Annotated in this window: 15 protein-coding genes and 1 pseudogene; 9 read left to right on the top strand and 7 right to left on the bottom strand. The window is 69.6% G+C overall.

Annotated elements, in window-relative coordinates; all coding sequences use genetic code 11:
• Positions 1–20 precede the first annotated feature (20 nt).
• Together C666_RS11530 and C666_RS11525 are read right to left on the bottom strand one after the other, a co-directional pair.
• Positions 21–809 (bottom strand): DUF3750 domain-containing protein, encoded by a 789-nt coding sequence (locus tag C666_RS11530; RefSeq protein WP_004338820.1) that lies wholly within the window; start codon positions 807–809, stop codon positions 21–23.
• Between the two features lie 150 nt (positions 810–959).
• Complete coding sequence (locus tag C666_RS11525) at positions 960–2,120, bottom strand: porin (protein WP_004338817.1); 1,161 nt, start codon at positions 2,118–2,120, stop codon at positions 960–962.
• A gap of 404 nt (positions 2,121–2,524) precedes the next feature.
• On the opposite strand from C666_RS11525, the gene C666_RS11520 reads away from it, so the two are divergent.
• Positions 2,525–4,645 (top strand): TonB-dependent receptor family protein, encoded by a 2,121-nt coding sequence (locus C666_RS11520; protein WP_004338815.1) that lies wholly within the window; start codon positions 2,525–2,527, stop codon positions 4,643–4,645.
• 4 nt (positions 4,646–4,649) lie between these two features.
• Positions 4,650–5,153, top strand: coding sequence for a DUF302 domain-containing protein (locus C666_RS11515; protein WP_004338814.1), 504 nt, complete (start codon positions 4,650–4,652; stop codon positions 5,151–5,153).
• A 31-nt stretch (positions 5,154–5,184) separates the two neighbouring features.
• On the opposite strand, the gene C666_RS11510 is transcribed toward C666_RS11515, so the two are convergent.
• Complete coding sequence (locus C666_RS11510; protein ID WP_004338812.1) at positions 5,185–7,206, bottom strand: cation:proton antiporter; 2,022 nt, start codon at positions 7,204–7,206, stop codon at positions 5,185–5,187.
• Between the two features lie 103 nt (positions 7,207–7,309).
• Here C666_RS11510 and C666_RS11505 point away from each other — a divergent pair, with 103 nt between their 5' ends.
• The 7 genes from C666_RS11505 to C666_RS11475 all read left to right on the top strand — a co-directional run bounded on the left by C666_RS11505 (position 7,310) and on the right by C666_RS11475 (position 17,042).
• The gene (locus tag C666_RS11505) at positions 7,310–9,457 is read left to right on the top strand and encodes a UvrD-helicase domain-containing protein (protein WP_004338810.1); all 2,148 of its coding nucleotides are present in this window, start codon (positions 7,310–7,312) and stop codon (positions 9,455–9,457) included.
• 90 nt (positions 9,458–9,547) lie between these two features.
• Entirely contained in the window at positions 9,548–10,048 is a 501-nt protein-coding gene (locus C666_RS11500; protein WP_004338808.1) for an LEA/WHy family protein, read from the top strand.
• A 16-nt stretch (positions 10,049–10,064) separates the two neighbouring features.
• Positions 10,065–11,573, top strand: a complete 1,509-nt coding sequence (locus C666_RS11495) for an AMP nucleosidase (protein WP_004338806.1) — start codon at positions 10,065–10,067, stop codon at positions 11,571–11,573.
• A gap of 43 nt (positions 11,574–11,616) precedes the next feature.
• Positions 11,617–13,545: a B12-binding domain-containing radical SAM protein gene (locus C666_RS11490; RefSeq protein WP_004338803.1), complete on the top strand. Its 1,929-nt coding sequence runs from the start codon at positions 11,617–11,619 to the stop codon at positions 13,543–13,545.
• Between the two features lie 472 nt (positions 13,546–14,017).
• Positions 14,018–15,355, top strand: coding sequence for a hemolysin family protein (locus C666_RS11485; RefSeq protein ID WP_004338800.1), 1,338 nt, complete (start codon positions 14,018–14,020; stop codon positions 15,353–15,355).
• Positions 15,356–15,576: 221 nt separating this feature from the next.
• Complete coding sequence (locus C666_RS11480; protein ID WP_028792392.1) at positions 15,577–16,149, top strand: tetratricopeptide repeat protein; 573 nt, start codon at positions 15,577–15,579, stop codon at positions 16,147–16,149.
• Positions 16,150–16,214: 65 nt separating this feature from the next.
• On the top strand, positions 16,215–17,042 hold the full coding sequence (locus C666_RS11475) for a hypothetical protein (protein WP_004338796.1): 828 nt from the start codon (positions 16,215–16,217) through the stop codon (positions 17,040–17,042).
• A gap of 95 nt (positions 17,043–17,137) precedes the next feature.
• Here the strand turns inward: C666_RS11475 and tpx are convergent, their stop codons facing one another.
• The 4 genes and pseudogenes from tpx to C666_RS11455 form a co-directional block, all read right to left on the bottom strand.
• Positions 17,138–17,638 (bottom strand): thiol peroxidase, encoded by a 501-nt coding sequence (tpx, locus tag C666_RS11470; protein ID WP_004338794.1) that lies wholly within the window; start codon positions 17,636–17,638, stop codon positions 17,138–17,140.
• A gap of 106 nt (positions 17,639–17,744) precedes the next feature.
• Positions 17,745–18,068, bottom strand: coding sequence for a hypothetical protein (locus C666_RS11465; RefSeq protein ID WP_004338791.1), 324 nt, complete (start codon positions 18,066–18,068; stop codon positions 17,745–17,747).
• A gap of 127 nt (positions 18,069–18,195) precedes the next feature.
• The gene (locus C666_RS11460; protein WP_004338789.1) at positions 18,196–24,117 is read right to left on the bottom strand and encodes a CHAT domain-containing protein; all 5,922 of its coding nucleotides are present in this window, start codon (positions 24,115–24,117) and stop codon (positions 18,196–18,198) included.
• Positions 24,118–24,201: 84 nt separating this feature from the next.
• Positions 24,202–24,930 (bottom strand): annotated as a pseudogene (locus C666_RS11455) (glycoside hydrolase family 19 protein); the annotation flags it as partial.

The following is a 24,930-nucleotide window of genomic DNA, read 5'->3' as shown; positions in this document are numbered from 1 at the left end:
CCGCGCCCTCCGCGCGGACCTCAGGGCAGGGCTGCGGCCTCGGCCGGCGGCGCGGCGTTGTCGAAGCCCAGGCGGCCGACCGAAGGCAGCCGCAACGCGGGGCGGTTGAAGTCGATGCCGAAGTTCAGGCCGAGCAGGTTGAACTCCAGCCCCTCCTCGATGCCGACGGTCACGCCGAGCAGCCCGAGCAGCGACGCCTGCCAGCCGGTGCCCGACACCGCCCGACCGACCGGGTCGTGCAGCGGGCGGTAGTCCTTGCCGATGGCGTTGGCCGGCATGTCGAGCTGGAGCGCGGGCACTTCGCGGCCGATGTGGGCGATGAAGGTGTTGCTGTTGGGGCCGGGATAGCTGCGGTATTCGTCGGCATGGGGATAGCTGGCGATCGCCGTCTCGATGCGGTCGATCATTTCATCCACGCCGGCGCCGCGATGCTCGGCAAGCACCGCCGGCACGGCGCCGAACCACAGCCCGTCGGGCACCGCGTGATTGCGCCGGACGACAGGCCCGCGCCCCCAGCCGATGACGTCGTAGCGGGTATAGGCGGTGTCGCCGCTGCGCTTGAAGATGATCCACGGATGGACGGCGAAGTATCCGCGCCAGCCGTAGGTGGCGGCGGCATACACCTGCACGATGGCGGTATCGGCGAACGCCGCGGGGTCCGGCGCCAGGCCGGCCGAATGGCGCGGCATCGACCGCCAGCCGCGCGCCTCGCCGCCGCCGATGCGCGGCGGGTCTTCCGCCAGGCTGATGCCCAGGGGCAGAAACAGGATCAGAAGCAGGCCGAGGGCGATGCGCTTGAATGGGTGCACGATGGGGCTCGATGGAAACGACGCGGACGGGCTGACAGACCGCCGCACGGGCGCCGAGTTCTCGCCCGCCGGCGCCGATCCGGCCGCCCCGCAGAAGCGGGAAGGGCGCCGCGCTGGCGCCCTTCCCGTGCTCCGCGCCGGACGAGCCGCTCAGAAGAAGATGATGCCGCCGAAGGAGATGGTGCGGGTCTTCAGGTCGCCGTTGCCGCCGGAATTGATCGCATCCGCGCCGGTCGCGCGCTCCTGATTGTATTCGCCGACCAGCGTGATGTACTTGTTCAGCGAATGATAGACGCCGAAGGTCGCCCCGCGGAAGCGGTTGCTGTCGGCGAGCAGGCCGCCGCTGTCGCGGTTCTCGCCGTAGTTCAGGCCCACCTTGGTCTTGCCGAACTTGTAGGTGCCCTGCACGAAGTAGCCGCGGCTCTTGGTCTCGCCATACGGCGAGTGGTACAGCGCCCCCACCGTCGACAGGCCCAGCCCCTTGCCGCTGAAACCGTAGGCGACGGCCTCGAAGTCGCCGACCGCGATCTTGCCGCCCAGCTCGAAGCCGCGTGCGGCGAAGGTCTCGACGTCGTTCAGGCCGCTGTCGGTGTCCTGGTAGACCATGCCGGTCCACACCGAACCCGGGGTGCTGCCTTCCCAATCGTAGCTGGCGATGGCCTGGAAGCCCGGTGTCGAGGTTTCGTCGCTGTCGACGAAGTCGCTGGGCTGGAAGATGCCCACCGAGGCCTGCAGGCCGCCGTAGTTCGGCGTGGTGTAGGTGATCTGGGGCTGGAAGCCGGTATACATGTAGCCGTGGCCGATCATGCCGAAGGTGGTGTTGTACGGCGTCGCCGCATAGCTGTTGCCGCCCAGGCCGAGCAGCGTCATGTCGCTGAGGATGACCTTCTGCCCGAACAGGCCGATGTCGCGCCCGAGCTTGAGCGTGCCCATGCTCTCCTTGCCGAACTGGAAATACAGGTTGCGGGTGTCGATCTGGTTGAAGGGCCGGCCGCCGCCGCCGATGGGCAGGCCCACCACGTCCGAGTCATTGTTGATGCCGGGAGCGAAGCCCACATGCGCCTTGATGTCCATGTCCTCGACCTTGGTCGTGAACACGAAGTTGATCCAGCCCGGCAGCAGACCGTTGGTAATGCCGGAGTTGTTCACCCGGCCACGGTCGTCCTCGGTCGAGCGGTGGGAGTAGAACCCGTTGATCGTGCCGTTGATGTCCAGGGTCGCATCGCCATTGCTGAAACTGACGGCATGCGAAGCGCCCGACAGGCTGGCGAGGGCGAGCGCGAGCAACGCGGCAATCGGCGTCTTCTTCATTGAAAGTGTCTCCAGGTGTTTGGTTTTTGTCGGCTTTGCTTGTCCGCCGGACGGATGGATCTGCGATCCGCCAGACCGGGCGACGCTGTTTTGCCAGTACCGTGCCCGAGCGGCGGCGAATACCGGCCGCCGCCCCGAAAGGCTTGCCAACACTGGGTTTGAGCGCGTCCGAGCGGCCGCCGGCAAAGACCATGCCGCTGTGTCAGATGGCAACAACTGTCCCTTCAATGAGCGCCAGCGCGCGGCGAGTGCTCATTCAGGGGACACCCGCCGGGCCGGGGCCAGGCTGGCCTCATGATTTTCATGAGGCCAGCCTGGCGTTTTCCGTGGCGACAGATGCCTGGCGCCGGCCCTAGACTTCTGCCATCGCTGCCGCAGAGCAGCCCGAGGAGACTTCACCGATCATGTTCCGCACTTCCCACGCTCCCCGTCGGCCCGGCCGGCAGCCCGCGCCGGCGCCGGCCCGCCTTCACCTCGCCCTGCTGTGCGCGCTGGCGGCACACTCCGCCGCCGCGGCCGACACCGAAAAAACGCTCGACACCCTGGTCATCAGCGGCAGCCGGGTCGAGGTCTCGCCCTTCGACGTGCCCTATTCGGTCGACGGCGTGCGGCTGGACGGCAACGGCGGCCAGGGCATGCGGGTGAATGTCTCGGAAGTGCTCGGCAGCGTGCCCGGCGTGGTCGTGCAGAATCGCCAGAACTACGCGCAGGACCTGCAGATATCGGTGCGCGGCTTCGGCGCCCGCGCCGCCTTCGGCGTGCGCGGCGTCAAGCTCATCGCCGACGGCATCCCCGCCACCAACCCGGACGGCCAGGGCCAGGCCGCCACCTTCAACCTCGATGCCGCCGAGCGCATCGAAGTGCTGCGCGGCCCCTTCGCCACCGTGTACGGCAACCATGCCGGCGGCGTCATCCAGTTGTTCTCGCGCGACGGCAAGGGCGCGCCGCGCATCCGCGGCAGCGTGTATGCCGGCGAACACGGCACCTACAAGATCGGCATCGGCGCGGAAGGCGAGAAGAACGGCGTCGGCTTCGTGCTCGACGCATCGCGCTTCGAAACCAACGGCGAACGCCGCTACAGCGCGGCCCGCCGCGACCAGAGCTTCGCCAAGATCACGCTGGCGCCGGACGAGGACAGCAAGCTCACGCTGTTGCTCAGCAGCCTGCACCAGCCGGACACCGACGACCCGCAGGGCCTGGACTGGGCCACCTACAAGCGCGACCGGAATGCCGTCGACCGCACGCCGCTGGACTTCAGCACGCGCAAGTCCATCGACCACCTGCAAGGCGGCGCGGTGTACGAGCGCCGTTTCGGCAGCGGCCGCCTGCAGCTCCAGGCCTATGCTGGGCAGCGCAGCGTCACCCAGTACCAGTCGATTCCCATCGCCGCGCAGGCCAACCCCCGCCACGCCGGCGGCGTCATCGATTTCGAGCGCGAATTCCACGGCATCGGCGCGCGCTGGATCATGGAACGCGACATCGGCGCAGGCAAGCTGACCCTGACCACCGGCCTGGACCACGACCGCGCCGAGGACGACCGCCAGGGCTACGAGAACTTCGCCGGCAGTACCCTGGGCGTCAAGGGCAGGCTGCGGCGCGACGAGATCAACACCGTCACCAGCACCGACCCCTATGTGCAGGCCACCTGGCAGCAGGGCGACTGGGACTGGTCGCTCGGCGTGCGCCACAGCAATGTGCGCTTCGAGGTGGACGACCACTACGTCGCGGGGGCGAACGGCGACGACAGCGGCTCGGTGCGCTACCGCAAGACCACCCCTGCGGTGGGCGTGCTGTGGCGTGCCACGCCGCTGCTGAACCTGTACGCCAGCTTCGGCACCGGCTTCGAGACGCCGACCCTGGGCGAAACCGCCTATTCGTCGTCGGGCGCCTTCAACCTGGGCCTCGAGCCCTCGACCAGCCGCCAGTTCGAACTCGGCCTGAAGGCCTATGTCGGCGAGCGCACCCGGCTCAACCTCGCCGCCTTCCAGATCGACACCAAGAACGAGATCGTCGGCGACGGCGCCATCGGCGGCCGCAATTTCTACAAGAACGCCGGCAAGACCTTGCGCCAGGGCCTGGAACTGGCGGTCGAGACCGAGCTTGCCCACAATCTCAGCGCACGCGGCGCACTGACCGTGATGCGGGCGATCTACGACGAAGCCTTCGACACCATCGACGACGGCAACCGGATTCCGGGCGTGCCGCGCGTATCGGCCTGGGGCGAGCTGGCCTGGAAACCGATGGCCGGACTGAGCACCGCGCTGGAGGCGGTGCATCGCGGCGCGGTCGAGGTCAACGACACCAATACCGACAAGGCCGCCCCTTCGTACACGCTGCTCAACCTGCGCCTGGTCGCCGAACAGCAGTCCGGCCCCTGGACCTTCAGCCAGACGCTGAGGCTGGACAACGTGTTCGACCGCGAGCACATCGCCTCGGTCATCGTCGGTGACCGCAACGGCCGCTATTACGAACCCGGCCCGGGCAGAAATGTGTATGGTGGCGTGCAGGCCAGCTACCGTTTCTAGACCCTTGATCCCGACACGTCCGACGCCATCCCGGCGCCACGGCCTGCTCCGCCGCGGCGCCGGGTTCCTTGCCGCACTTTTCGTCTTCGCCGCTCAGGGCGCATCCGCGGCGGCGGACATCGTCACCCGCGAGATCCCCGCGACGGAATTCGAGGACGTCGCCTTCGCGGTCGTCGACGCGATCGCCGCTGAAGGCATCACGCCGCCCACCGTCAGCCACTTCGGCGACATGCTGCGGCGGACCGCGCCGGACCTGGGGCATTCGCCCGATACATTCGCCGAGGCCCGCATCTACACCTTCTGCAGCGCCAGCGCCGCCGCGCGCCTGAGCGCCGAATCGCCCCACCACATCGCGCTGTGTCCGCTGTCCATCGCCGTCTATCGGCTGCGGGCCGACTCGCCGGTGGTCCATGTCGGCTATCGGCGAAGCGCCGCGACGCCCGGCGGCGCCAGGGTCGACGCCTTGCTCGAGCGCATCGTGGCCCGGGCCGCCGACGCGCTGCGCTGAGCGTCCCGCCCCCGGCCGGCAGGCGCCCCCGCTACAGGGGCTCGTTGCCGTCGTCGCGCGGCTCGGGCGGGTAGAGCGCCAGCACGTTGGCGTTGGGCAGTTTCTCGGCGATGCGCGGCGCCAGCGTCGCGGTCACGGGGTCCCACGCCAGGCCGCCTTCGCGCACGCCGTAGACCACCATCAGGTCGCCATCGGCGGCGAGGCCGATGACCCCGCGCTTGAGCGCGGTCCAGCGCTCCTGCCCCTGCATGCGGAACTCCATCTCCGGCTTGGCCGCCTGCACCGCGGCCTTGACCCGCCCCTCCGAATCCTGCGGCGAAACGATCAGCAGCGAAGCGCCGATCTGCTGCGCGAGCTTCTTGATGAAGCCCATCGCGGCGCGAAAGCCGTCTTCGTGCTCGGCGTTCGGCGGCAGCACCGCCACCACGCGGCGGCAGGTGTTCAAAGGTTCGACCAGGCGCGCGACGACGAGCGCGTAATGGCGATCACGCAGCAGGTGTTCCAGCATGGTGCCGAAGAACAGTTCGTGCGGCGTGGTGCGGCCACGCCAGCCGACCACGATGGCGGTGCCGCGCAGGTCGCGGCGCACGCCGAGCAGCCCGGAAGCGATGTTGAGGTCGATGCGCGTCACCGGCTGGGCCGGCACTTCGGCCGCGGCAAGCTGCGTGCCGGCCCTGGCCAGCGCGCTCTCCGCGCGCGCCACGGCGTCGCCTGCGTCCTCGCCGTCGGTGACCACGGTGACCGGATAGATCGGCTGCCCCTGCGCCGGATCGCGCATCAGCACCGCCAGCTCCAGCAGCGGGCGGGCGCTGGCCGGCGTGGAGCAGGCCACCAGCAGGCGCTGCGGCGGACCGGCCTCCTCGGGCACGGCAGCCTCCTCGGTGAGCGCCAGCGCGCGGCCATGGCGGTCGACGACGATGGGGGCGAGGAAGCAGCTCGTCAGGATCATCAGGATCGCGCCGTTGACCACCGCGTCGTCGAACAGGCCGATGTCGTAGCCGACGATGGTCGCCGCCAGCGTCGCCGCCGCCTGCGGCACGCTCAGGCCGAACACCACGCGGGCCTGGTCGCGGCTGTAGCGCAGCAGCGGGCGGGTGGCCTCGGCGGCGAGCCATTTGGTCCCGATCACGGTGACCACCATGGCGAAGGCCACGATCCACGCGCGCGGCCCGCCGAGGAACACGCGCAGGTCGAGCAGCATGCCCACCGAGAGCAGGAAGAAGGGCACGAACACGGCCTCGCCGGTGAACTGGATGCGGTTCATCAGCGTGCTGTGGTGGGGAATCAGCCGGTTGAGCGCGAGGCCGGCGAGGAAGGCGCCGACGATGGGCTCCGAGCCGGCCAGGTGCGACAGTGCGGCGACGCCGAACACGGTGGCGAGCACGAACACGAACTCCGCCACGCCGTCGCGACCGACGCTGCGGAAGAACCAGCGCGCGAGCAGGGGCAGGCCGATCAGGATCGCGCCGACGTAGAGCGCGAGGCTGATGCCGAGGCGATACCAGAACAGCTCGTCCACCTCGCCCCGCGTCATGCTGGCGATGACCGCGAGAATCAGCAGCGCCAGCGTGTCGGTGACGATGGTGCCGCCCACCGCGGTGGTCACCGCCTTGTTGCGGGTGATGCCGAGCCGGCTGGCGATGGGGTAGGTGAGCAGCGTGTGCGAGGCGAAGGTGCTGGCAAGCAGGATCGCCGCCGGCCAGTCGAAGGCGAGCAGGTAGCGCGCCACCACCAGGCCGATGCTCATCGGGATGGAGAAGGTGAGCAGCCCGAACACCACGCTGTGCAGGCGGTAGCGCTTGAGCACCGCCATGTCGATCTCGAGCGCGGCCGAGAACATGATGTAGAGCAGGCCGACCGTGCCGAACAGCACGAAGGACTGGTCGCGCGCCAGCACGCCGAGCGCATTGGGGCCGAGCACCGCGCCGGCCAGCAGCAGCCCGATCATGCCGGGCAGGCGCCAGCGCCCCATGACGATGGGAGCGAGCAGGATCAGGGTCGCCACCAGGGCGAAGACCAGGACGGGATCCTTGATGGGGAGCAGATCGCCCATTTTTGTGCACCGCAAGATGAGCAGGAGGGGCAAGGATACCCCATAAGGGGAAACACTGATTTATCCTCGGCCCGGCCCCACCGCCCGCCACCGACATCACGCCATGCCCCGCTCCGCGCCCCGTTTCCAGCCCAAGGGCTTCACGCCCACCGACGAACAGACCGCGATCCAGACCAACAGCGCGCGCCATGTGATCGCGATGGCCAGCGCGGGCGCGGCCAAGACCACCACGCTGGCGCTGCGCATCGCCGAATCGGTGACGCGCGGCGTGGCGCCCGAGCATGTCGTCGTGCTGGCGTTTTCGGCCGAGGCCGCGCGCGTGCTGCGCCAGCGCCTGACCGACATCGGCCTGGAAGCGCGGCTGGCGCGGCGTGTGCGCTGCACCACTTTCGACGACTTCGCGCGCGACACCCTGCGCGAGCTCGAAGGCCGCGACACGCCTTTCCTGCCCTCGCCGGAAGCGGCCGCGCCGAAGGTGCGCGCCGCCGTGGCCGAACTGCAGCGGCTCAACGCCCTGCGCCGCGCGCCGCGCGAACTGTGGCTGCCGGAACACAATGCGCAGATCGCCGACTTCCTGAAGATCGCCCACCGGCTCAAGACCCAGCTCGTGCGACCGACGCTGGACGAAGACGAAACCGCGGGCGAGCGTGCCGAGGCGCTGGACGTCCCGGAAGGCGCCTTCGCCCTCTACCGCCAGCTCGAGAAGGAACGCGCCGGCGATGGCGACGGCTGCCGCTGGCGCAGCGGCTTCGACGCCACCTACGACCTGGCCCGCCTGCTGACCGACGGCGAAGCGCCGCCACCGCCGCTGCCGCGCTACCGTGTGGTGATCGTCGACGAACTGCAGGACATGAACCCCGCCAGCTATGCCTGCCTGGAGCAATTGCTGGCCCAGGGCAATGCCTTCTTCACCGGCGCGGGCGATTTCGATCAGGTCATCCACCGCTGGGCGGGCGCCGACGTCAACTTCATCCGCGGCCACTTCGGCGCCACCTGGCACAACGTCAGGCGTCTGCCGCTGACGCGGACCTTCCGCCACGGCCCGGTGATGGCGCTGGCAACGGCGGCATTCAAGAAAAAGGACGTGCATTCGGGGCGCGTAAACGCCGCGCGCATCGAGATCGAACACTATGCCGACGCCGGAGACGCCGCGCAGCGCACCGTCGCCCGGGTACTCGACTGGCAGCAGCGCGGCCGGCGGCTGGACGACTGCGCCATCATCCTGCGCTCGCCGGACGAATCGATCGCGATCGAGAATGCCCTGCTCGAAGCCGGCATCGGCTGCCGCGTCGAAGGGCTGGAACGCTATTTCCTGCGTCCCGAGATACTGATGCTGCGCGGCGTGATCGCCTTCGCGCTGCAGGACTATGAATCGATCCCCGGCGTGGACCGGCGCCTGCTGGTCCTGCAGGCGCTGGCCCTGTGGCAGGCGCTGTCGTGGGGCGAGCGCCGCATCGAGGACATGAAGACCGCCGCCGCCCAGCCCGGACTGTTCGACGCCGTCCTGCACGGATGGCTGCTGAAGCCGCAGACCCAGGCCGGCCGCGCGGCCGCCGCGCTGTCCGACGACGACGAGGACGAGGCCGCCCGGCGGCGCCTGAAGCTGATCGCCCGGCTGCGCCAGGAAGGCCGCGGAGACGACGCCGACCTGCTGCTGGCACGGCAGCGCCAGGCCGCCGAAACCATCGCCGAGACACCGGCGCAGCGCGATGCGCGCCTGCGCCTGGCCAGGACCCTGGAGGATCTGCGCGCCGCCCCGGCCGACGAAGCGGCCCATCTGTCGCTGGAACGGGCCGTACGCACACTCGATCTCGGCAACGCCGCCCGGCGCATCTTCATCGACCCCGCCAGCGCGGAAGTCGTCGTGCGCTCGATCGCCGGCTTCATCGATGCCGCCCGCCGCCTGGGCCAGCCCCTGCGGGCGTTCGCGCAATGGCTGCGCGACGCGGAGGAAAAGGTCGCCGAGCTGCGCAAGCACAAGACGGTGCTGCTGTGCACCGTGGAAGCCGCCAAGGGGCAGGAGTTCGGCGCCGTCATCCTGCCCTTCCTGGAGGAAGGCCGTTTCCCGCTCGCGGGCTGCGACCGCACGGAAGAAAGCAACCGCTTCTACGTCGCCATGACGCGGATGCGGGACGAACTGGGCCTGCTGCTGCCGGCGGATGGCGCGAAGGCCAGCCCCTTCGTCGCGGCGATGCAGGTCGAGCGCGCAATCGAGCGCGGCCGCCTGCAACTCGACACCATGGGGCACTAAGCGCGGCACACCCGCGCCGCGGCCCGGAAAACCGCAAACATTCCGGCGGTTAGAATGAACACCCACGGCCTCGACCAACGGAGTTGTCCGATGCAAACCCCCGCTTTCCGCAATCCGCCGCAGCGCTGGCTGCCGTGCCTGATGATGCTGTGCGCGCTGGCGCTAGCCGGATGCGCCGGCCTGATCCACCGCGAACCGGTGCGCGTCAACGTCGTCGGCCTCGAACCGCTGCCGGGGCAGGGCATGGAAATGCGCTTCGCGGTCAAACTGCGGGTACAAAACCCCAACGACGCCGCAATCGACTTCGACGGCCTCGTGCTGGAGCTCGACCTCGACGGCAAGCCCTTCGCCACCGGCGTCAGCGACCAGCGCGGCACGGTGCCGCGCTTCGGCGAGGCGGTGGTCGGCGTGCCGGTGACGGTGTCCACCGCCGCCGTCCTGCGCCAGGCCCTGGGCGTCATCGAGGGGCGCAAGACGGACGGCGTGCCCTACACCCTGCGCGGCCGCCTGGCGGGCGGCGTGCTGGGCGGCGTGCGCTTCTCCGACACCGGCACGCTGAGCCTGCCCGACACGCTGAAAACGCCGCGCTGAGCGCCCCGAGCCTCCCATGCCGCCGACCATGAACACCGCGCCCTTCTTCGCCCCCAGCCACTTCGACGATGCCGCCGCCGCGCTCGCGCGCGTGCGCGAGATCCACGCCGCCAGCGCCGGCCATCTGCGCGACGCCCTGCAGCGCTACGTGGCGGGCGAGGACATCGGCCGCCACGTGCGCGCCTGCTACCCGCTGCTGCGGGTGCGCACCAACACCGTGGCACGCGCGGATTCGCGCCTGTCCTACGGCTTCGTCGCCGGCCCCGGCGTGTACGAGACCACGCTGACACGGCCCGACCTGTTCGCCGACTACTACCTCGAACAGTTCGGGCTGCTGCTGCGCAACCACCAGATGCCGCTGGAAGTCGGCACCAGCGCGCAGCCGATCCCGGTGCATTTCGCGCTCGCCGAGAACGACCACCTCGAAGGCCAGCTCGGCCCCGACCGCCGGCTGCTGCTGCGCGACCGCTTCGACCTGCCCGACCTGGGCGCGATGGACGACGGCATCGCCAACGGCACCTTCGAGCCCGGCCCGGGCGAACCGCAGCCCCTTGCACTGTTCACCGCGCCGCGGGTGGATTACTCGCTGCACCGCCTGCGCCACTACACCGGCACACGGCCCGAGCACTTCCAGAACTTCATCCTGTTCACCAACTACCAGTTCTACATCGACGAATTCATCAAGCTCGGCCACGAGCTGATGTCGGACGCCGCCTCCGGCCATGGCTACGAGGCCTTCGTCGAGCCCGGCGACGTCGTCACCCGCCGCCGCGGCCTGGCGCCGGGTGCGAACGACGCCCTCGGCGCGGCGCCGCCGCGCCTGCCGCAGATGCCGGCCTACCACCTGGTGCGCGGCGACCGCAGCGGCATCACGATGGTCAACATCGGCGTCGGCCCGGCCAACGCCAAGACCATCACCGATCACATCGCCGTGCTGCGCCCGCATGCCTGGCTGATGCTCGGCCACTGCGCCGGCCTGCGCAACAGCCAACACCTGGGCGACTACGTGCTCGCCCACGGCTACGTGCGCGAGGACCACGTGCTCGACGAGGAACTGCCACTGTGGGTGCCGATTCCGGCCCTGGCCGAGGTCCAGCTCGCGCTGGAGGCGGCGGTGGAAGAGATCACGCAGTTGTCCGGCTACGAGCTGAAGCGCGTGCTGCGTACCGGCACCGTCGCCAGCACCGACAACCGCAACTGGGAACTGCTGCCCTCGCACGGCATGGCCAGCAGCCCGGAGCGGCGCTTCAGCCAGAGCCGTGCGGTGGCGCTGGACATGGAGTCCGCCACCATCGCCGCCAACGGCTTCCGCTTCCGCGTGCCCTACGGCACCCTGCTGTGCATCAGCGACAAGCCGCTGCACGGCGAGATCAAGCTGCCGGGCATGGCCAACCAGTTCTACCGCGAGCGCGTGGACCAGCACCTGCGCATCGGCATCCGCGCGCTGGAGCGCCTGCGCGAGCAAGGCATCGACCGCCTGCACAGCCGCAAGCTGCGCAGTTTCGCCGAGGTGGCGTTCCAGTAGCGCACACGGCATCCTCGTGCCCCCGCCCACGACGCCCCCTACGATGCAGCCTAGCCCGATCCGCGTGCTCTCCGTCATCCCGCCGATGACGCAGTTGAACACCCCCTATCCCTCCACCGCCTACCTGACCGGCTTCCTGCGCTCGCGCGGCATCGACGCCGTGCAGGAAGACCTGGCGCTGAAGCTGGTGCTGCGCCTGCTGTCGCCCGACGGCCTGGACGCGATCCACGCGCGCGCCGACGCCTTGCCGCGCAAGCAGCGCACACCGCTGGTCCAGGGCTTCCTGGACCACTTCGCGCGCTATCGCTTCACCGTCGGGCCGACCATCGCCTTCCTGCAGGGGCGCGACCCGACCATCGCCCACCGCATCGCCAGCCGGACCTTCCTGCCTGAGGGACCGCGCTTCGACGCGGTCGACGCCTATGCCGACGCGGACGACCCCGACGGCGGCGATCCGCTGGGCTGGGCTTTCGGCGCGCTCGGCCTCGCCGACCGCGCACGCCACCTCGCCACGCTGTACCTGAACGAACTGGCCGACATCCTGCGCGACGCGGTCGATGCGCGCTTCGAGTTCGTGCGCTACGCCGAGACGCTGGCGATGAGCCAGCCCACCTTCGAGCCACTCGCCGCCGCGCTCGCCGCGCCGCCGACGCTGGTCGACGCCTGCCTGCAGGAGCTGGCGCTGGACGCCGTCTCGCGCCACGCGCCGCAACTGGTGCTGCTCTCCACGCCTTTTCCGGGCTCGGTCTACGGTGCCTTCCGCATCGCGCAGGCGATCAAGGCGAAACACCCGGGCATCGTCACCGTGCTCGGCGGCGGCTTCGTCAATACCGAGCTGCGCGAACTGGCCGAACCGCGCGTGTTCGACTTCTTCGACTACGTCACCCTCGACGACGGCGAACGCCCGCTGCTGGCCCTGCTCGAACATCTGCAGGGACGGCGCGGCAAGTCGCGCCTGGTGCGCAGTTTCCTGCGCGAGGCGGACGGCGCCGTGCGCTACATCAACCTCGCCGAGCCCGACGTGCCCTTCGCCGAGGCCGGCACCCCGACCTGGGACGGCCTGCCGCTCGACGGCTACCTGTCGGTGCTGGACATGCTCAACCCGATGCACCGGCTGTGGTCGGACGGGCGCTGGAACAAGCTCACCGTGGCCCACGGCTGCTACTGGAAGAAATGCAGCTTCTGCGACATCAGCCTCGACTACATCGGCCGCTACGACGGCGCCTCGGCCAGCCTGCTGGTCGACCGCATCGAGGCCGTCGTCGCCGAGACCGGGCAGACGGGCTTCCACTTCGTCGACGAAGCCGCGCCGCCCAAGGCTTTGCGCGCCCTGGCCGAGGAACTGCTGCGGCGCGGCGTGGCGATTTCGTGGTGGGGCAACATCCGCTTCGAGAAATCCTTCACCCCCGAGGTCTGCCAGTTGCTCGCAGACAGTGGCTGCATCGCGGTCTCGGGCGGGCTGGAGGTGGCGTCGGACCGCCTGCTGAAACTGATGAAGAAGGGCGTCTCGGTGGAACAGGTGGCGCGCGTCACCCACGCCTTCGCCGACGCCGGCGTGCTGGTGCACGCCTACCTGATGTACGGCTTCCCGACGCAGACGGTGCACGACACCGTGGATGCGCTGGAATACGTGCGCCAGTTGTTCGAGGCCGGCTGCATCCAGTCCGGCTTCTTCCACCGCTTCGCCTGTACCGTGCATTCTCCCGTCGGCATGCACCCGGAGGAATACGGTGTCGAACTCGTGCCGCAGCCCAGGGCGAGCTTCGCCCGCAACGACGTCGGCTTCATCGACCCTACGGGCGTGGACCACGACCGCCTGGGCCGGGCGCTGAACAAGGCGCTGTACAACTACATGCACGGCATCGGCCTGGAAAACGACGTGCGCGAGTGGTTCGACGAACGCGTGCCACGCCCGCGCGTGGGTCGGCATTTCATCGCGCGGGCGCTGCACGCGACGGCGCCAAGCCGGTAAGCCCGCGGCCGATGGGCGGCCGCCCGCCCGATACGAAAGGTGACAATTCCCGGTACTTGCGGCATGATTATTTTTCCTCAAACAAATCAAGGGTCAGGCGGGGTCCATAAAAATGGCTCCGCGCTATGAGTCAACACACCCTGCCGAATACCGTTCCGACCCCCACCGAGCCGCCTCGCGCCGAGGATGAATCCTCGGCTTCCGCCGATGGCGACTCGTCCGGGCGATCTTGCCCTTCCTCGCCACGGGCGGCGCCATCCGCGCGCCGGCCGCATGTCCGTGTTCCGCCTGAACCCGGCGTCCGGACACTCCCCCGCCCCTTAGAGCAACTGTCGCGCACACGCTTCCCGTCGTGCGCCGAATCCCCCGCCGCCTCCGGCACCGGGCCCGCCTTTCCCATGCCGCCGCATACCGCACCTGCCCCGCCGCAGCCGTGCCCGCGCGCCTGAACCCTGCCAGCACCGAACACTTCATGGAAATATTCGTCCTCATCGCCCTCATCGTGCTCAACGGCATCTTCGCCATGTCGGAGATCGCGCTCGTCACCGCGCGCCGCGCGCGGCTGGCCAGACTCGCCGAGGAAGGCGACAGCGCAGCGGCGGTCGCCGTCAAGCTCGGAGAAGAACCGACCCGCTTCCTGTCGACGATCCAGATCGGCATCACCTCGATCGGCATCCTCAACGGCATCGTCGGCGAAGCCGCGCTTGCCGGTCCGCTGGCCGACTGGCTGCAGTCGCTGGGCGTCGAACAGCGCGTCAGCGAGATCGGCTCGACGGTGCTCGTCGTCGTCGTCATCACCTACGTGTCGATCGTGATCGGCGAACTGGTGCCCAAGCGCATCGGCCAGATCAACCCCGAGGGTATCGCCCGCCTCGTCGCGCGGCCGATGAACATGCTGTCGATCGCCTCGCGCCCCTTCGTGCATCTGCTGTCGAACTCGACCGCGCTGCTGCTGCGTCTGATGGGACAGCGCGAGGTCAACGGCCCGAGCGTGACCGAGGAGGAAATCCGCGCCATGCTCGACGAGGGCTCGGAAGCCGGCATCATCGAAAAGAGCGAGCACGAGATGGTGCGCAACGTGTTCCGCCTCGACGAGCGCCAGCTCGGTTCGCTGATGGTGCCGCGCTCGGACATCGTGTGGCTGGACGTCAACCGCCCGCTCGAAGAAAACCTGTCGCTGATGGCCGCGTCGACCCATTCGCGCTTCCCGGTGTGCCGCGGCGGCCTCGACGAGATCCTCGGCATCATCAGCGCCAAGCAGCTCTTCAACCAGACCCTGCGCGGCGCCGAGGTCGACCTGACCGAGGCCCTGCAGGCACCGATCTACGTGCCCGAATCGCTCACCGGCATGGAACTGCTCGACCAGTTCCGCGCCTCCAGCACCCACATGGTGTTCGTCATCGACGAGTACGGCGAGGTGCTGGGCATGGTCACGCTGCACGACCTGCTCGAATCGGTGACCGGTGAATTCCAGACCGACAACGACGAGGAAGCCTGGGCCGTCCAGCGCGAGGACGGCTCCTGGCTGCTGGACGGGCTGATCCCGATCCTCGAGCTGAAGGACCGCCTGGCGATGAAGAACGTGCCGGAAGAAGACAAGGGGCGCTACCACACCCTGTCCGGCATGATGATGTGGTTGCTCGGCCGCCTGCCCAACACCGGCGACATCGCCGTGTGGGAAGGCTGGCGCTTCGAGGTCGTCGACATCGACGGCAAGCGCATCGACAAGGTACTGGCCAGCGCGGTGCCGGAAGAAACCGAAGCGGCGGCCGATGGCGACCTCGACGAATCGGCGCGCGGCAGCGAATAGCACCGCGCCTCGGCGGCGGCGAATGCCCATCCGAACGAACTGAAAAATCGCTCTGGAATATCGCCTCCGGCAGCCCGCGGCACAGTGGCGAAACCCCGTCTCCATAAAAAACTCACGATCAACCCGTAAGAGTTTTCTATATACTTGAGCCCGTTTCGCCCCGAGAAAGGCCCGCCATGCGCACAGCAGTTCCATCCGTCCTTATACCTCTGGCCGCGATCATGGCAACCACGATCATGGCGGGCTGCGCACAGACGCCTGCCGACCAGATCGCCCCCCGCCAGGACACCGTCCGGCTGTGCAACGGCAATGGCTGCGCCGACGTGCCGCGCAACACCGCCACCTTCCAGGGGGAGCCGGGCGATCCGGAGGCCGAACGCCGCCTGCAGGCCCTGGCGGAGCTGGCCGAGCAGGACCCCAGGGCTGCGTATGACCTGGGCCTGCGCCTGCTGCGCGGCGACGGCGTGACGCGCGACAGCTACCAGGCCATCCAGTGGATGCGCAAGGCCGGCGACCGCGGTCACACCGAGGCGCAATACGCACTGGGCCGCCTGTACCTGCTGGGCTTCGAGGAAATGGGCTCCGATCCCGCCGAAGCCGAAGCCTGGCTGAGCCTCGCCGCGGCCGCAAACTACAAGGACGCCGACAAACTACTCGCCGAGGCACAGGCCGCCAAGCAGGACGAGCAGCGGCTCTACCGCATCCGCGAGGCGTATCGCAAATCCTGGGGAGCCTGGTATACCGGGTATCCGTACTACTGGATCTGGGCACCGTCCGGCTGGTATCTGCGCTGAACGGTGTACCGCTGCTGCGCTCATTCGTTTTCCATCCTTTCACCCCCCTACGAAAGACGACCTCCATGTCCAAGACCTCTATCTCCCTGGCCGCGCTTGCGGCTTCGCTGGCCTTGACCGGCTGCGTCACCCCTGGCGCCGGCGGCCTCGTATCCTCGGGCAACAGCCCCACCGCCGTCACCGGCGGCGCTGCCGGTGACGCCAGCGTCAACGCCAACGCCAACCTCGAACGCTGCGACGAGCCGCTGGGAACGCTGGCAGTGGACGACGGCCGCGGCAAGGAGTGGTACGCGAGCTTCGGCGCCGCCACCAACATCACCACCATCGAACCGCTGATCCGCCTGGCCGTGCAGCAATCGAACTGCTTCGTCATCACGTCGGTCGGCAACAACCGCACCGAAAGCAAGATCAGCGCGATCACGGACAAGCAGCGCAACTCGGGCGAATTCCGTGCCGGCTCCAAGCAGCAAAAGGGCCAGCGCGTCGCCGCGGACTATTACATGGAGCCGTCCATCATCATCGACAACGACTCCACCGGCCAGATGGCTGCCGGCGTGGGCGGCCTGCTCGGCAGGGCAGGAGCCGTCATTGGCGGCGCCATGCAGAGCAAGGCTTCGGTGGTGACGCTGAGCATGTTCGACATCCGCTCGGGCGTGCAGATATCCATCTCCGAAGGCAACGCCACGGCCACCAACTTCGGTGCGGCCCTGGGCGCCATCGGCGGCGGCGCCGCTGCCGGCCTGGGCGGCTTCTCCCGCTCTCCCGAGGGCAAGGCCACCGTGGCGGCGTTCATGGACGCCTACAACAACATGGTGATCTCGCTGCGCAACTACAAGGCGCAGGAAGTGAAGGGTGGCCTGGGCAAGGGCGGCCGGCTGAAAGTAGGGAACTGATCGCCGTCACGCTCGACGATTCGAAAAAAGGCCCCGCAGCTCCGTGAGGATGCGGGGCCTTTCTTGTGTGCACAAGGGCCGCAGCCCTGGCTGGCTTACTTCAGCGCAGCCAGTGCAGCGGCATAGTCCGGCTCTTCCTTGATCTCGGGCACGCGTTGCGCATACACCACCGTGTCGTTCGCATCGATCACGACCACCGCGCGCGCGGTGACGCCGGCCAGCGGGCCGGAGGTGATGGCGACGCCATAGTCCTGGGCGAAGGCGGGGCTGCGGAAGGTCGACAGCGTCTTGACGTTCTGCAGGCCCTCGGTCTCGCAGAAGCGCTTGGCGGCGAAGGGCAGGTCGGCGGACACCACCAGCACCACGGTGTCGGCCAGGCCGCCGGCTTCGGCATTGAACTTGCGCGTCGAGGTGGCGCACACCGGCGTGTCGAGGCTGGGGACGATGTTCAGCACCTTGCGCTTGCCGGCAAAGGCATCGAGGCCGACATCGGCCAGGTCGGCCCCCGTCAGCTTGAAGGCGGGGGCGCGATCGCCCGCCTGCGGAAAGCGGCCGGATACTTCGATCGGGTTGCCGCCAAGGGTCACATTGCTCATGGTTGTTGTCCTCTGTCTGGTATCGGATCCTGCCGCCAGGCTCTGCGGCCCGTCTGCAGGGGAGCGGACAGACTACACCAAGCCATGGCGCGCGGGGCGGCGAAGCTCAGCGCGGCGGAGCGTCCCCGCGCGGACGGCCTTCGATCTCGACCTCGCGGATGACCTCGCCCTCGATCACCATGCCCCCGCCGGTCGGCGGATGGTCGCGCATCTGCTTGCGCACCGCGCGCGTCTTCCACCACAGGTAGCCCCAGGCGACCGCGCCGACGGTGACGACGACGGCGAAGAAGACGACCGAGAACATCAGCGCGACGCCGAACACGGCGATGGTGACGAGCGCGGTGACGATTTTCTGCAACAGGCTGGGCGGCGTGCCGCCGCGGGCGCCGAACTGGTTGAAAAGGCCGGAGAATTTCGGATCTCGATACATGAGGCATTCCATGGAAATGTCGGGGCCGCCACGACGGGCCGAGGCGGCAGAATACCGGGTCAGAGACGGATATCGGGCAAAAGATTCCGCACCGGGGTGTTTCGTCGTGCAAGCGGCCGGCACGGGTTCAGGCCGTTCCGCCCAGGACGGTCAGCACTTCGTCCAGCACCTTCGCCCTCTCCAGGTCCGCCTTGCTGCCCCGCAGCCGCAGGAAGTCCGCCAGCAGCCTGAGCTGCGCGAACACCGAATCGAGGTCGCGCGGCGATGCTGCGACCTTGTCCAGCGTATCGCGGTAATCCTGGCTCAAGGCTGCGGCCAGCTTGCGGCCGCGCGGCTCGCCCGGCAGTTCGCCGCCGGCCAGCCAGTGGGCGACGACGGCATCGGCCGCCATCACCGCATCCCAGAAGTCGAAGCTGCGCCCGAAACGCGCGCGCGCCGCGTCCGCGCAGCGCGTCGCGTCGGCGCCGCCGGCTCCCGTCTCGCCGAGCACGGCATCGAGCTGCAGGCGGTTGATGCAGGCGTAGGGGTTCCAGCCCGGCGCGGCGGCATCGCCTTCCCCCTGCGCATATGCGTCCCGCGCCTGCCGCAGCGCCTCGCGCACCGCGTCGAGCTCAGGCGCCGTGTTGCGCAGCAACACGATCGCCTTGCGCTTCCAGGTGCTGCCGATGATGGACTGCCGCTCGGCATTGACCCGCAAGCCGGCATCCGCGCCGCCCCCGCTTGCGGGATGCAGGCCGGACAAGGTGACGAGCGCCGACACACGGGCCAGCGCATCGTCGATCAGCGCCGCCGCCGCGGCAAGGTCCTGGCCCTCGCCCGGCACGCTCAGTGCCTCCGCGCGGCACGCCTCCAGGTTGACCAGTTGCTCGATGGTGCTGATCGGCACCACGCCCTGCGACGAATCCTCGGCGACGGCTCGCAGCAAAGCCATCTGCGCGGCGCCGAAGCCGGCCGCGCCGTAACTACCATAGAGCCGGCCAATGGCCTGCAGCACATCGGTGCGCTCCGCCCAGTGCGGCGGCAGATGCGCCAGGCGCCGCTGGACGCGCTTGTCCAGGGCGACGAAATCACGCTCGCCCCTGCCCGCGCCGGGCACCCGGGTGTCGAGGCGCAGTTGCTCCAGCCAGTCGAGCAGTTCCTCCGGCGCCAGCAATGGCGCATCGTCGCGCGCCGAACGGACGTCGAGCTTCAACTGGAAGGCCGGATCGCCATAGGCCTGGTAGGCGCCCCAGGTGTTGCAGTCGGGATGGGCATCGAGCGCAGCGCGGCGGGCGACGAAGACCGCATCGGCAAAACGCGCGCCCTGCACCGCCATCTGGTTGAAGAAGGTCTCGGCAAAGCTCAGCGCCGCGTCGTCGCGCACCTCCCAGCCCGCCGCCACGACGCAGCGCACGCCCATGTCGATCAGTTCCCGGGCCAGGCTGGCGGCCAGGCGCTGCCCGGCTTCGGCCTCGCCGCCACCGATCCGGCCGAGATGGCAGCAGCTCAGGAAGACGAGGTCGGGCACGGTTTCCAGCAAGCCGATCTCGGTCGCCGACAACAGCAGGCCGTCGGACAGCACGACACCGCTGCGGTAGCGGCCGTCGGCACCGCGCTTGGCGTAGATGCCATGGGCGGCGATGGCGAGGATGCGGCAGGGGCGGGCGAACAAATGGGCGAAGACGTCACTGGCGAGCGAATCCGGCGGCGAGTGCTTGACGACATAACCCGCGCCTTCGAGGATGCGGGCCACGGCCTCGCCTTCGCGCGCCGCACCGTCGAGGCTGGGCAGGCGGTCGGGGCGGGGCTTGCCGTCGCCATCCAGCCTGGGCCGCCAGTCCGGGCCGCCGAACTGCGCGTGATAGCCCTCGGTGCTGGGGTTGGCGATGACGCAGGCGTTCAGCGCATCGGTGTGCACGACCTCGCGGCGGAAGCGGGTGGTCGAAAACTGGCGCACCATGCGCGTGTTGCGCACCAGCGGCTCGCCATCGGCTTCGAGCAGCTCCCACGGCAGATTGGCGGTGCGCTCGTCCACCACCAGGATCAGGTTGTTGGCCTTGCGCGCCACTGCCTTGAAGTCGACCGGTACCAGCAACTGGAACAGCATGTGGCCCAGGGCATGCTCGCCCGCCACATAGCGCGTGGCATTGGGGCCGGTGAGCGCCTCGGCGGCGAGCTTTTCGAACAGCGCGGGCTGGCGCTGCTGCACGACGACCTCGGCACGCGCTTTTTCGCCCATGTAGGTGAAACGCAGGCGCTCGGCATGAAGCACACGCGGGGCCGCGCCGGGCGCCTGGGCAGCGGCGCCCGCCTCGTCGTCGTCCGCATAGCCGACCGCCAGCCGCGGCCAGTAGTCGGTGAAGGGGCTCACCGTCAGGCGCTGGCGCACGCCGTCGCCGTGCTGCAGCTCGGCCGCCAGCTCCAGTTCGGTGTCGAAGCGGCCGAGTTCGCCGGCCAGGGTCTTGTCCAGCGTACTGACGGCGTAGGCGGCGGAAATCGCCGCGTCGCGGTACAGCTCGACCAGTTCCAGCGCGACGATACGCCCGCGCGGCGCCTTGCCGGCACCCGAGCACAGCGCAAAATCGCGGTTGGCAAGCAGCACGCCGAGGACGATCGCCTTCACCGCATCGCCGACGTCGAGCTGCGCGGTGGAGTTGGTGCCGATCAGCAGGCTCGCCAGGCGCAGGGGCAGTGCCTCGCCGTCCACCATGCCGCCGCCCTCTTCGCCGTCGCGGTCGCACGCGTGCAACAGGTAGCGCAAGGCCCCGGCGCGCACCGCCTCGGTGACGCCCTCGGCGCCCAGGCGCCCCATTTCCCCCAGGCCGACGACCACCGCGCCACGCCCCGTGCGGCGCAGGCGCTCCTGCCGGCTGCGCGGCATCAGCACCACGGTGGCGCCCCCGAGTGCGCCGGAGTGGATGCCCAGGCGCTGGCGCTGGCTGAGCGCGCCGCCGACCAGCCAGCGGTCGATGACGCCCTCGGCGCCGGCGATGGGGTCGCCTTCGTAGTGGCCGCAGAGGATGGGGACCTGGACGAAACGCAGGTCCATCGCCCTCACCGCGACCGACAGGGTGCTGCGCCCGAGCCTCGGCAGGGGCCTGAAGCGCCCGCCGAGCACGCGGGTGGCGATCTCGGCATCGCCCGGGTAGGCCGGTGGCGGCCCCGCGCGGTAGCTCAGCAGGGGCGCGCGCGCTTCCTCGCCACGGCTCACCGGCAGACGGCCGAGCCGCAGCGGAACGCCTTTGTCGAGCAAGGCCTCGATGTCGCCGAAATGCCTGCCGGTGCTGGTCAGGCCCATGTGGTCTGCCGGCATGTACCAGCAGCGCTCGTCGGGCAGGTTGGGGATGCGGCCCGATTTCCAGGTCACCGAGCCGTCGCCGTGCGGCGTGCCGCGCATCATGATGCTCTTCGGCTTGCCATCCTGGCGCTGCAGCAGGATGCCGCAGGGGGTGTTGTCGGCCTGGCCGAAGACGTAGGCGACGCGATCGGGCGCGAGATCCACCCAGCGCGTGTCCGCCATTTCCCGCCAGAAAGCGGCGGCCTCGTCGAGCGCCGCCTGTGCCGGCTTGCCGGCCAGCCTGCGGCCGAACCAAAAATCGTTGTTGATCTCGGCCAGCTCGCTCCATGCCTCGGCACGGTAGTAGTCCTTTTCCGCCGTGCCGCCCGTGTCCTCGAAACCGGGGGCGGGCAGCAGGTGCACGGCGCCGGGAAAGCCGGCGACGATGTCGAGCACGGCCTGCATGCCGTTCTTCAGGTCCACCCGCGCCAGCGTGCGGATGGTGTCGGACTGGCCGAGCAGGGTTTCGACGAACAGATGCGAGCCATGGTTGGGCGTACCCAGCATCAGCAGGCGCCCGCCAGGGCGGGCGACGATGTCGCGCCACAAGGTCTTGTCCGCCGCGAAGGCGGCACGCGCCACGAGCCCGCCCATGCTGTGGGCGAGGATGCGCACCGGCTGGCCGGGATGGGCCTGCAGCGCGTCGCGCAGGACGCGGGCGAGATCGGCGCCGAGCTTGCGGATCGGCTGGCGCCAGTCGTAATCGTGGCGGATCACGCGGTGGCTGGCTTCGAGATGATCGGCGAGCTTGCCGTAGGCCAGGCCGACGAGACCATCCTCGCGTACCGCCCGGCGTGCGCCCATCGCGATGCGCGACAGGCGGCCGCGGGCGAGGTCGAGCGGATCGAGCCAGATGCGGTCGCCATCGGCCGCGAGATGGCTGCCCATGATGCCCGGCAGGTAGACCAGCACCGGTATGGTGTCGTCGGCGGGTTCGGCTTCGCCACGGCTGGCGCGGCTGGCGGCGGCCGGCTCGAGCTCGGGCAGGGCGAGCGGCAGCCACGGGGCCTGCCGTTCCGGCGCCTCGCGCGTCAACCAGGCGGCGAGCGCCGCGGGCAGGCCGACGCCGGCGCTCTTCACGTCGTCGCGGAAATAGCGGAAATGGCTGACTTCCGGCCCCTGCACGTAGATCGCGCGGTGCGCGGCACCGCCCGCGCCCGCAGCGCGGGCGATGAGGCCGCCGTACATCGAATCGGTATCCACCACCAGGTCGTTGCGCGCGCGGTCGAAGAAAGCCCAGTCCACGAACATCACGCCGATGCGCTGCACCAGCCCGGCTCCGCCACCCTCGATGTCGCCGGCGATGACGGCCATGCGGGTCTGCGGTGCCAGCGCGGCACGGCCGAGCAGCATGCCCATCGGCGATTCGGGCAGCATCGCCTCGATGCCCGGCACGACACCGGGCTGCAGGCGCTTGTCGGCGATTTCCAGCACCACGCGCGACAGGAAGGCGAGGCCGCGGTTGGCGGCCTTGCGCGCCGCTTCGGCGGCCAGCGGCGAGGCGAGCGCGCCGGCGACCGTGCCGGCCCCCCATGCGCCGAAACGGCGCACCAGGTTGAGCAGGGTCGACAGGAAGACATCGAGATTGTCCGACAGCAGCGCCGTGCCGCGCGCCGGCGCGGCCACCCGCACGTAGCGCTCGACGCGCAGCTTCTTGTCACGCAGCAGGGCGGCCAGGCGGCGCAGCTTGGCCTGCTCGGCGGTGGCCACGGCAGCCAGTTCGCGCGCCGTGGCGCGCTCATCGCCGCGCACTGCCGGCCGCCAGGCATCGATCAATTCGTCAAGCATGGCATCGCCGGCATCGAGGCACATCAGGTCGCCGACGAGGCCGCCGCGTGAATGCGTGACCAGGCACAGCCGGCTTTCGGCCGGCAGGACGTCGGCGAGCGCCAGCGCGTTGTCTATCGGGCTCTCGGAAAAAGTACGGTGCTCGAAACCGAAGACGCGCTCGCCGAAGCGCTGTTCCAGCACGCCCCATGCGCTGCTGCCCGGCAGATCGCCGAAACCGCCCAGCGTATGCGAGCCGGTGCCATGGATGAACACCAGCAGGCTGCCGGCCCGCGCCGCCTCGCTCAGGCGCGCATCCCCGCTCTCGCAGCGGTCGCCGTCCTGCAGCGCGCCACCGCGCCAGCGGTAGAGGCCGGGCGTGCCGGCAAGGCGGTTCTCGATCGTGCGCATCAGCGCCTGCGCGCCCTTGCGCGATGCCCATGCGGCGGCCCAGTCCTGGGTCTTGCCGCCGAGCGCCTCGCGCGCGGCCTCCCTGGCCTTGCCGGCCAGCTCATCGTCCGGAAGCCGGAGCTCCATCACCCGGCGCCACACCCAGCCGAGCGCACCGCGCGCGGTATCGCGGTTGTCGCGAAAACGGGCGAAATCGATCGTCCTCGCCTGCTGCTCGTCGATCTCGATCAGTTCCGGCCTCGCGCGCGCGAGCTGTTCCGCCAGCGCATCGGCGCGGATGAAGATCGTCGTACCGTCCGCGGCTTCCAGCGCCAGCAGGCCGGCACCGGCATCGAGCACCTCGCTGGCGGGAGCGTCGGCGCTGCGGCTGGCCGGCGCCAGTTCCAGCGTGCGCACTACCTCCAGGCCAGGGAGCAGATCTTCGCCATCGCTGCCGTCGGCACGGCTGCCGGCGCTGCGCAGCACCCCGGGCACACCCCCGGCATGCGCGGTGTCGGACAGCAGGGGCATCTTCAATGCGGGCAGCGGCTGCCCGGGCGCCTGGGGTTTGGCCATCTGGTGTCTCCTCGGCAATCGGCTGCCAGCAGCAGGCGCCGGTTTCTCGTTTTTCCCGCGCAGCCGCGGGTGCTCGGCATTCGATCAGGAATGCCGCCAGAATGCAAAGGACTGGAAGCGCTCCCCGGCCCACCACGCGCTGGCCGACACGGCGCGCGTGACATTGCGCGCACCGGCCTGCGATTCGAGCGGGCGCAGGACCTCGCCATCCTCCGCATGCCGCGCCCCGGCGCCATCCTGTTCGGGGACGACGACGCTGACGTGTCCCGAGCTGTTGAGATCTCGGCGCTTGGCGACGATGACGCAGACCTCGCCGGCATTCGCTGCCGCCTGCAGCAGGGTGAGATCCAGTTCGCGCGCCCAGCCGAACGCGGCGCCATGCTCGTCGAACCAGTCGTACAGGGCGTTGGCATTGAGTTCGCGCACCGTCCGGCCGTACATCACGTCCGGCGGCTCGCCCAGTGCCAGGCGGTACAGCGCGGAATCGGTCCACCACACCCGTGGCAGGTAGACGCCGGCAAGGTAGGCATAGTCGGCCGCGTAGATGTTGCAGTACGTCGCGCCGCCGTGCGGCCGGTAGCGCAAGTGCCCCGCACTGGCGGCATCCAGGTAGTCGACGATCCGTGCCAGTTCGGCCGCGCGGCTGTCGCCATCGCGGCCGCGGCGGGCGGGGCGGTCGGCCTCGCCGAGCGGATAGGCCCGTCCACCGTCGCGCAGGCGGGTGATGTCGGGGCGGTCGGCCTGCAGGTGGGCGACGGGCAAGGCCGGCAATGGCGCTTCGGCGCCCGCCGCGGCGCGGGCGCGCGCACCGCC

This window comes from Thauera linaloolentis 47Lol = DSM 12138 (assembly GCF_000310205.1).
GTDB lineage: Bacteria > Pseudomonadota > Gammaproteobacteria > Burkholderiales > Rhodocyclaceae > Thauera > Thauera linaloolentis.
Note: the sequence above shows the minus strand (reverse complement) of the source record. Positions and strands in the feature narration are given on the sequence as shown.

What these genes read in the sequence shown, in the direction of transcription:
- C666_RS11525 (WP_004338817.1), bottom strand. Translation starts at nt 2,120, where the DNA reads ATGAAGAAGACGCCGATTGCCGCGTTGCTCGCGCTCGCCCTCGCCAGC.
- C666_RS11520 (WP_004338815.1), top strand. Translation starts at nt 2,525, where the DNA reads ATGTTCCGCACTTCCCACGCTCCCCGTCGGCCCGGCCGGCAGCCCGCG.
- C666_RS11510 (WP_004338812.1), bottom strand. Translation starts at nt 7,206, where the DNA reads ATGGGCGATCTGCTCCCCATCAAGGATCCCGTCCTGGTCTTCGCCCTG.
- C666_RS11505 (WP_004338810.1), top strand. Translation starts at nt 7,310, where the DNA reads ATGCCCCGCTCCGCGCCCCGTTTCCAGCCCAAGGGCTTCACGCCCACC.
- C666_RS11500 (WP_004338808.1), top strand. Translation starts at nt 9,548, where the DNA reads ATGCAAACCCCCGCTTTCCGCAATCCGCCGCAGCGCTGGCTGCCGTGC.
- C666_RS11495 (WP_004338806.1), top strand. Translation starts at nt 10,065, where the DNA reads ATGCCGCCGACCATGAACACCGCGCCCTTCTTCGCCCCCAGCCACTTC.
- C666_RS11490 (WP_004338803.1), top strand. Translation starts at nt 11,617, where the DNA reads ATGCAGCCTAGCCCGATCCGCGTGCTCTCCGTCATCCCGCCGATGACG.
- C666_RS11485 (WP_004338800.1), top strand. Translation starts at nt 14,018, where the DNA reads ATGGAAATATTCGTCCTCATCGCCCTCATCGTGCTCAACGGCATCTTC.
- C666_RS11480 (WP_028792392.1), top strand. Translation starts at nt 15,577, where the DNA reads ATGGCAACCACGATCATGGCGGGCTGCGCACAGACGCCTGCCGACCAG.
- C666_RS11475 (WP_004338796.1), top strand. Translation starts at nt 16,215, where the DNA reads ATGTCCAAGACCTCTATCTCCCTGGCCGCGCTTGCGGCTTCGCTGGCC.
- tpx (WP_004338794.1), bottom strand. Translation starts at nt 17,638, where the DNA reads ATGAGCAATGTGACCCTTGGCGGCAACCCGATCGAAGTATCCGGCCGC.
- C666_RS11465 (WP_004338791.1), bottom strand. Translation starts at nt 18,068, where the DNA reads ATGTATCGAGATCCGAAATTCTCCGGCCTTTTCAACCAGTTCGGCGCC.
- C666_RS11460 (WP_004338789.1), bottom strand. Translation starts at nt 24,117, where the DNA reads ATGGCCAAACCCCAGGCGCCCGGGCAGCCGCTGCCCGCATTGAAGATG.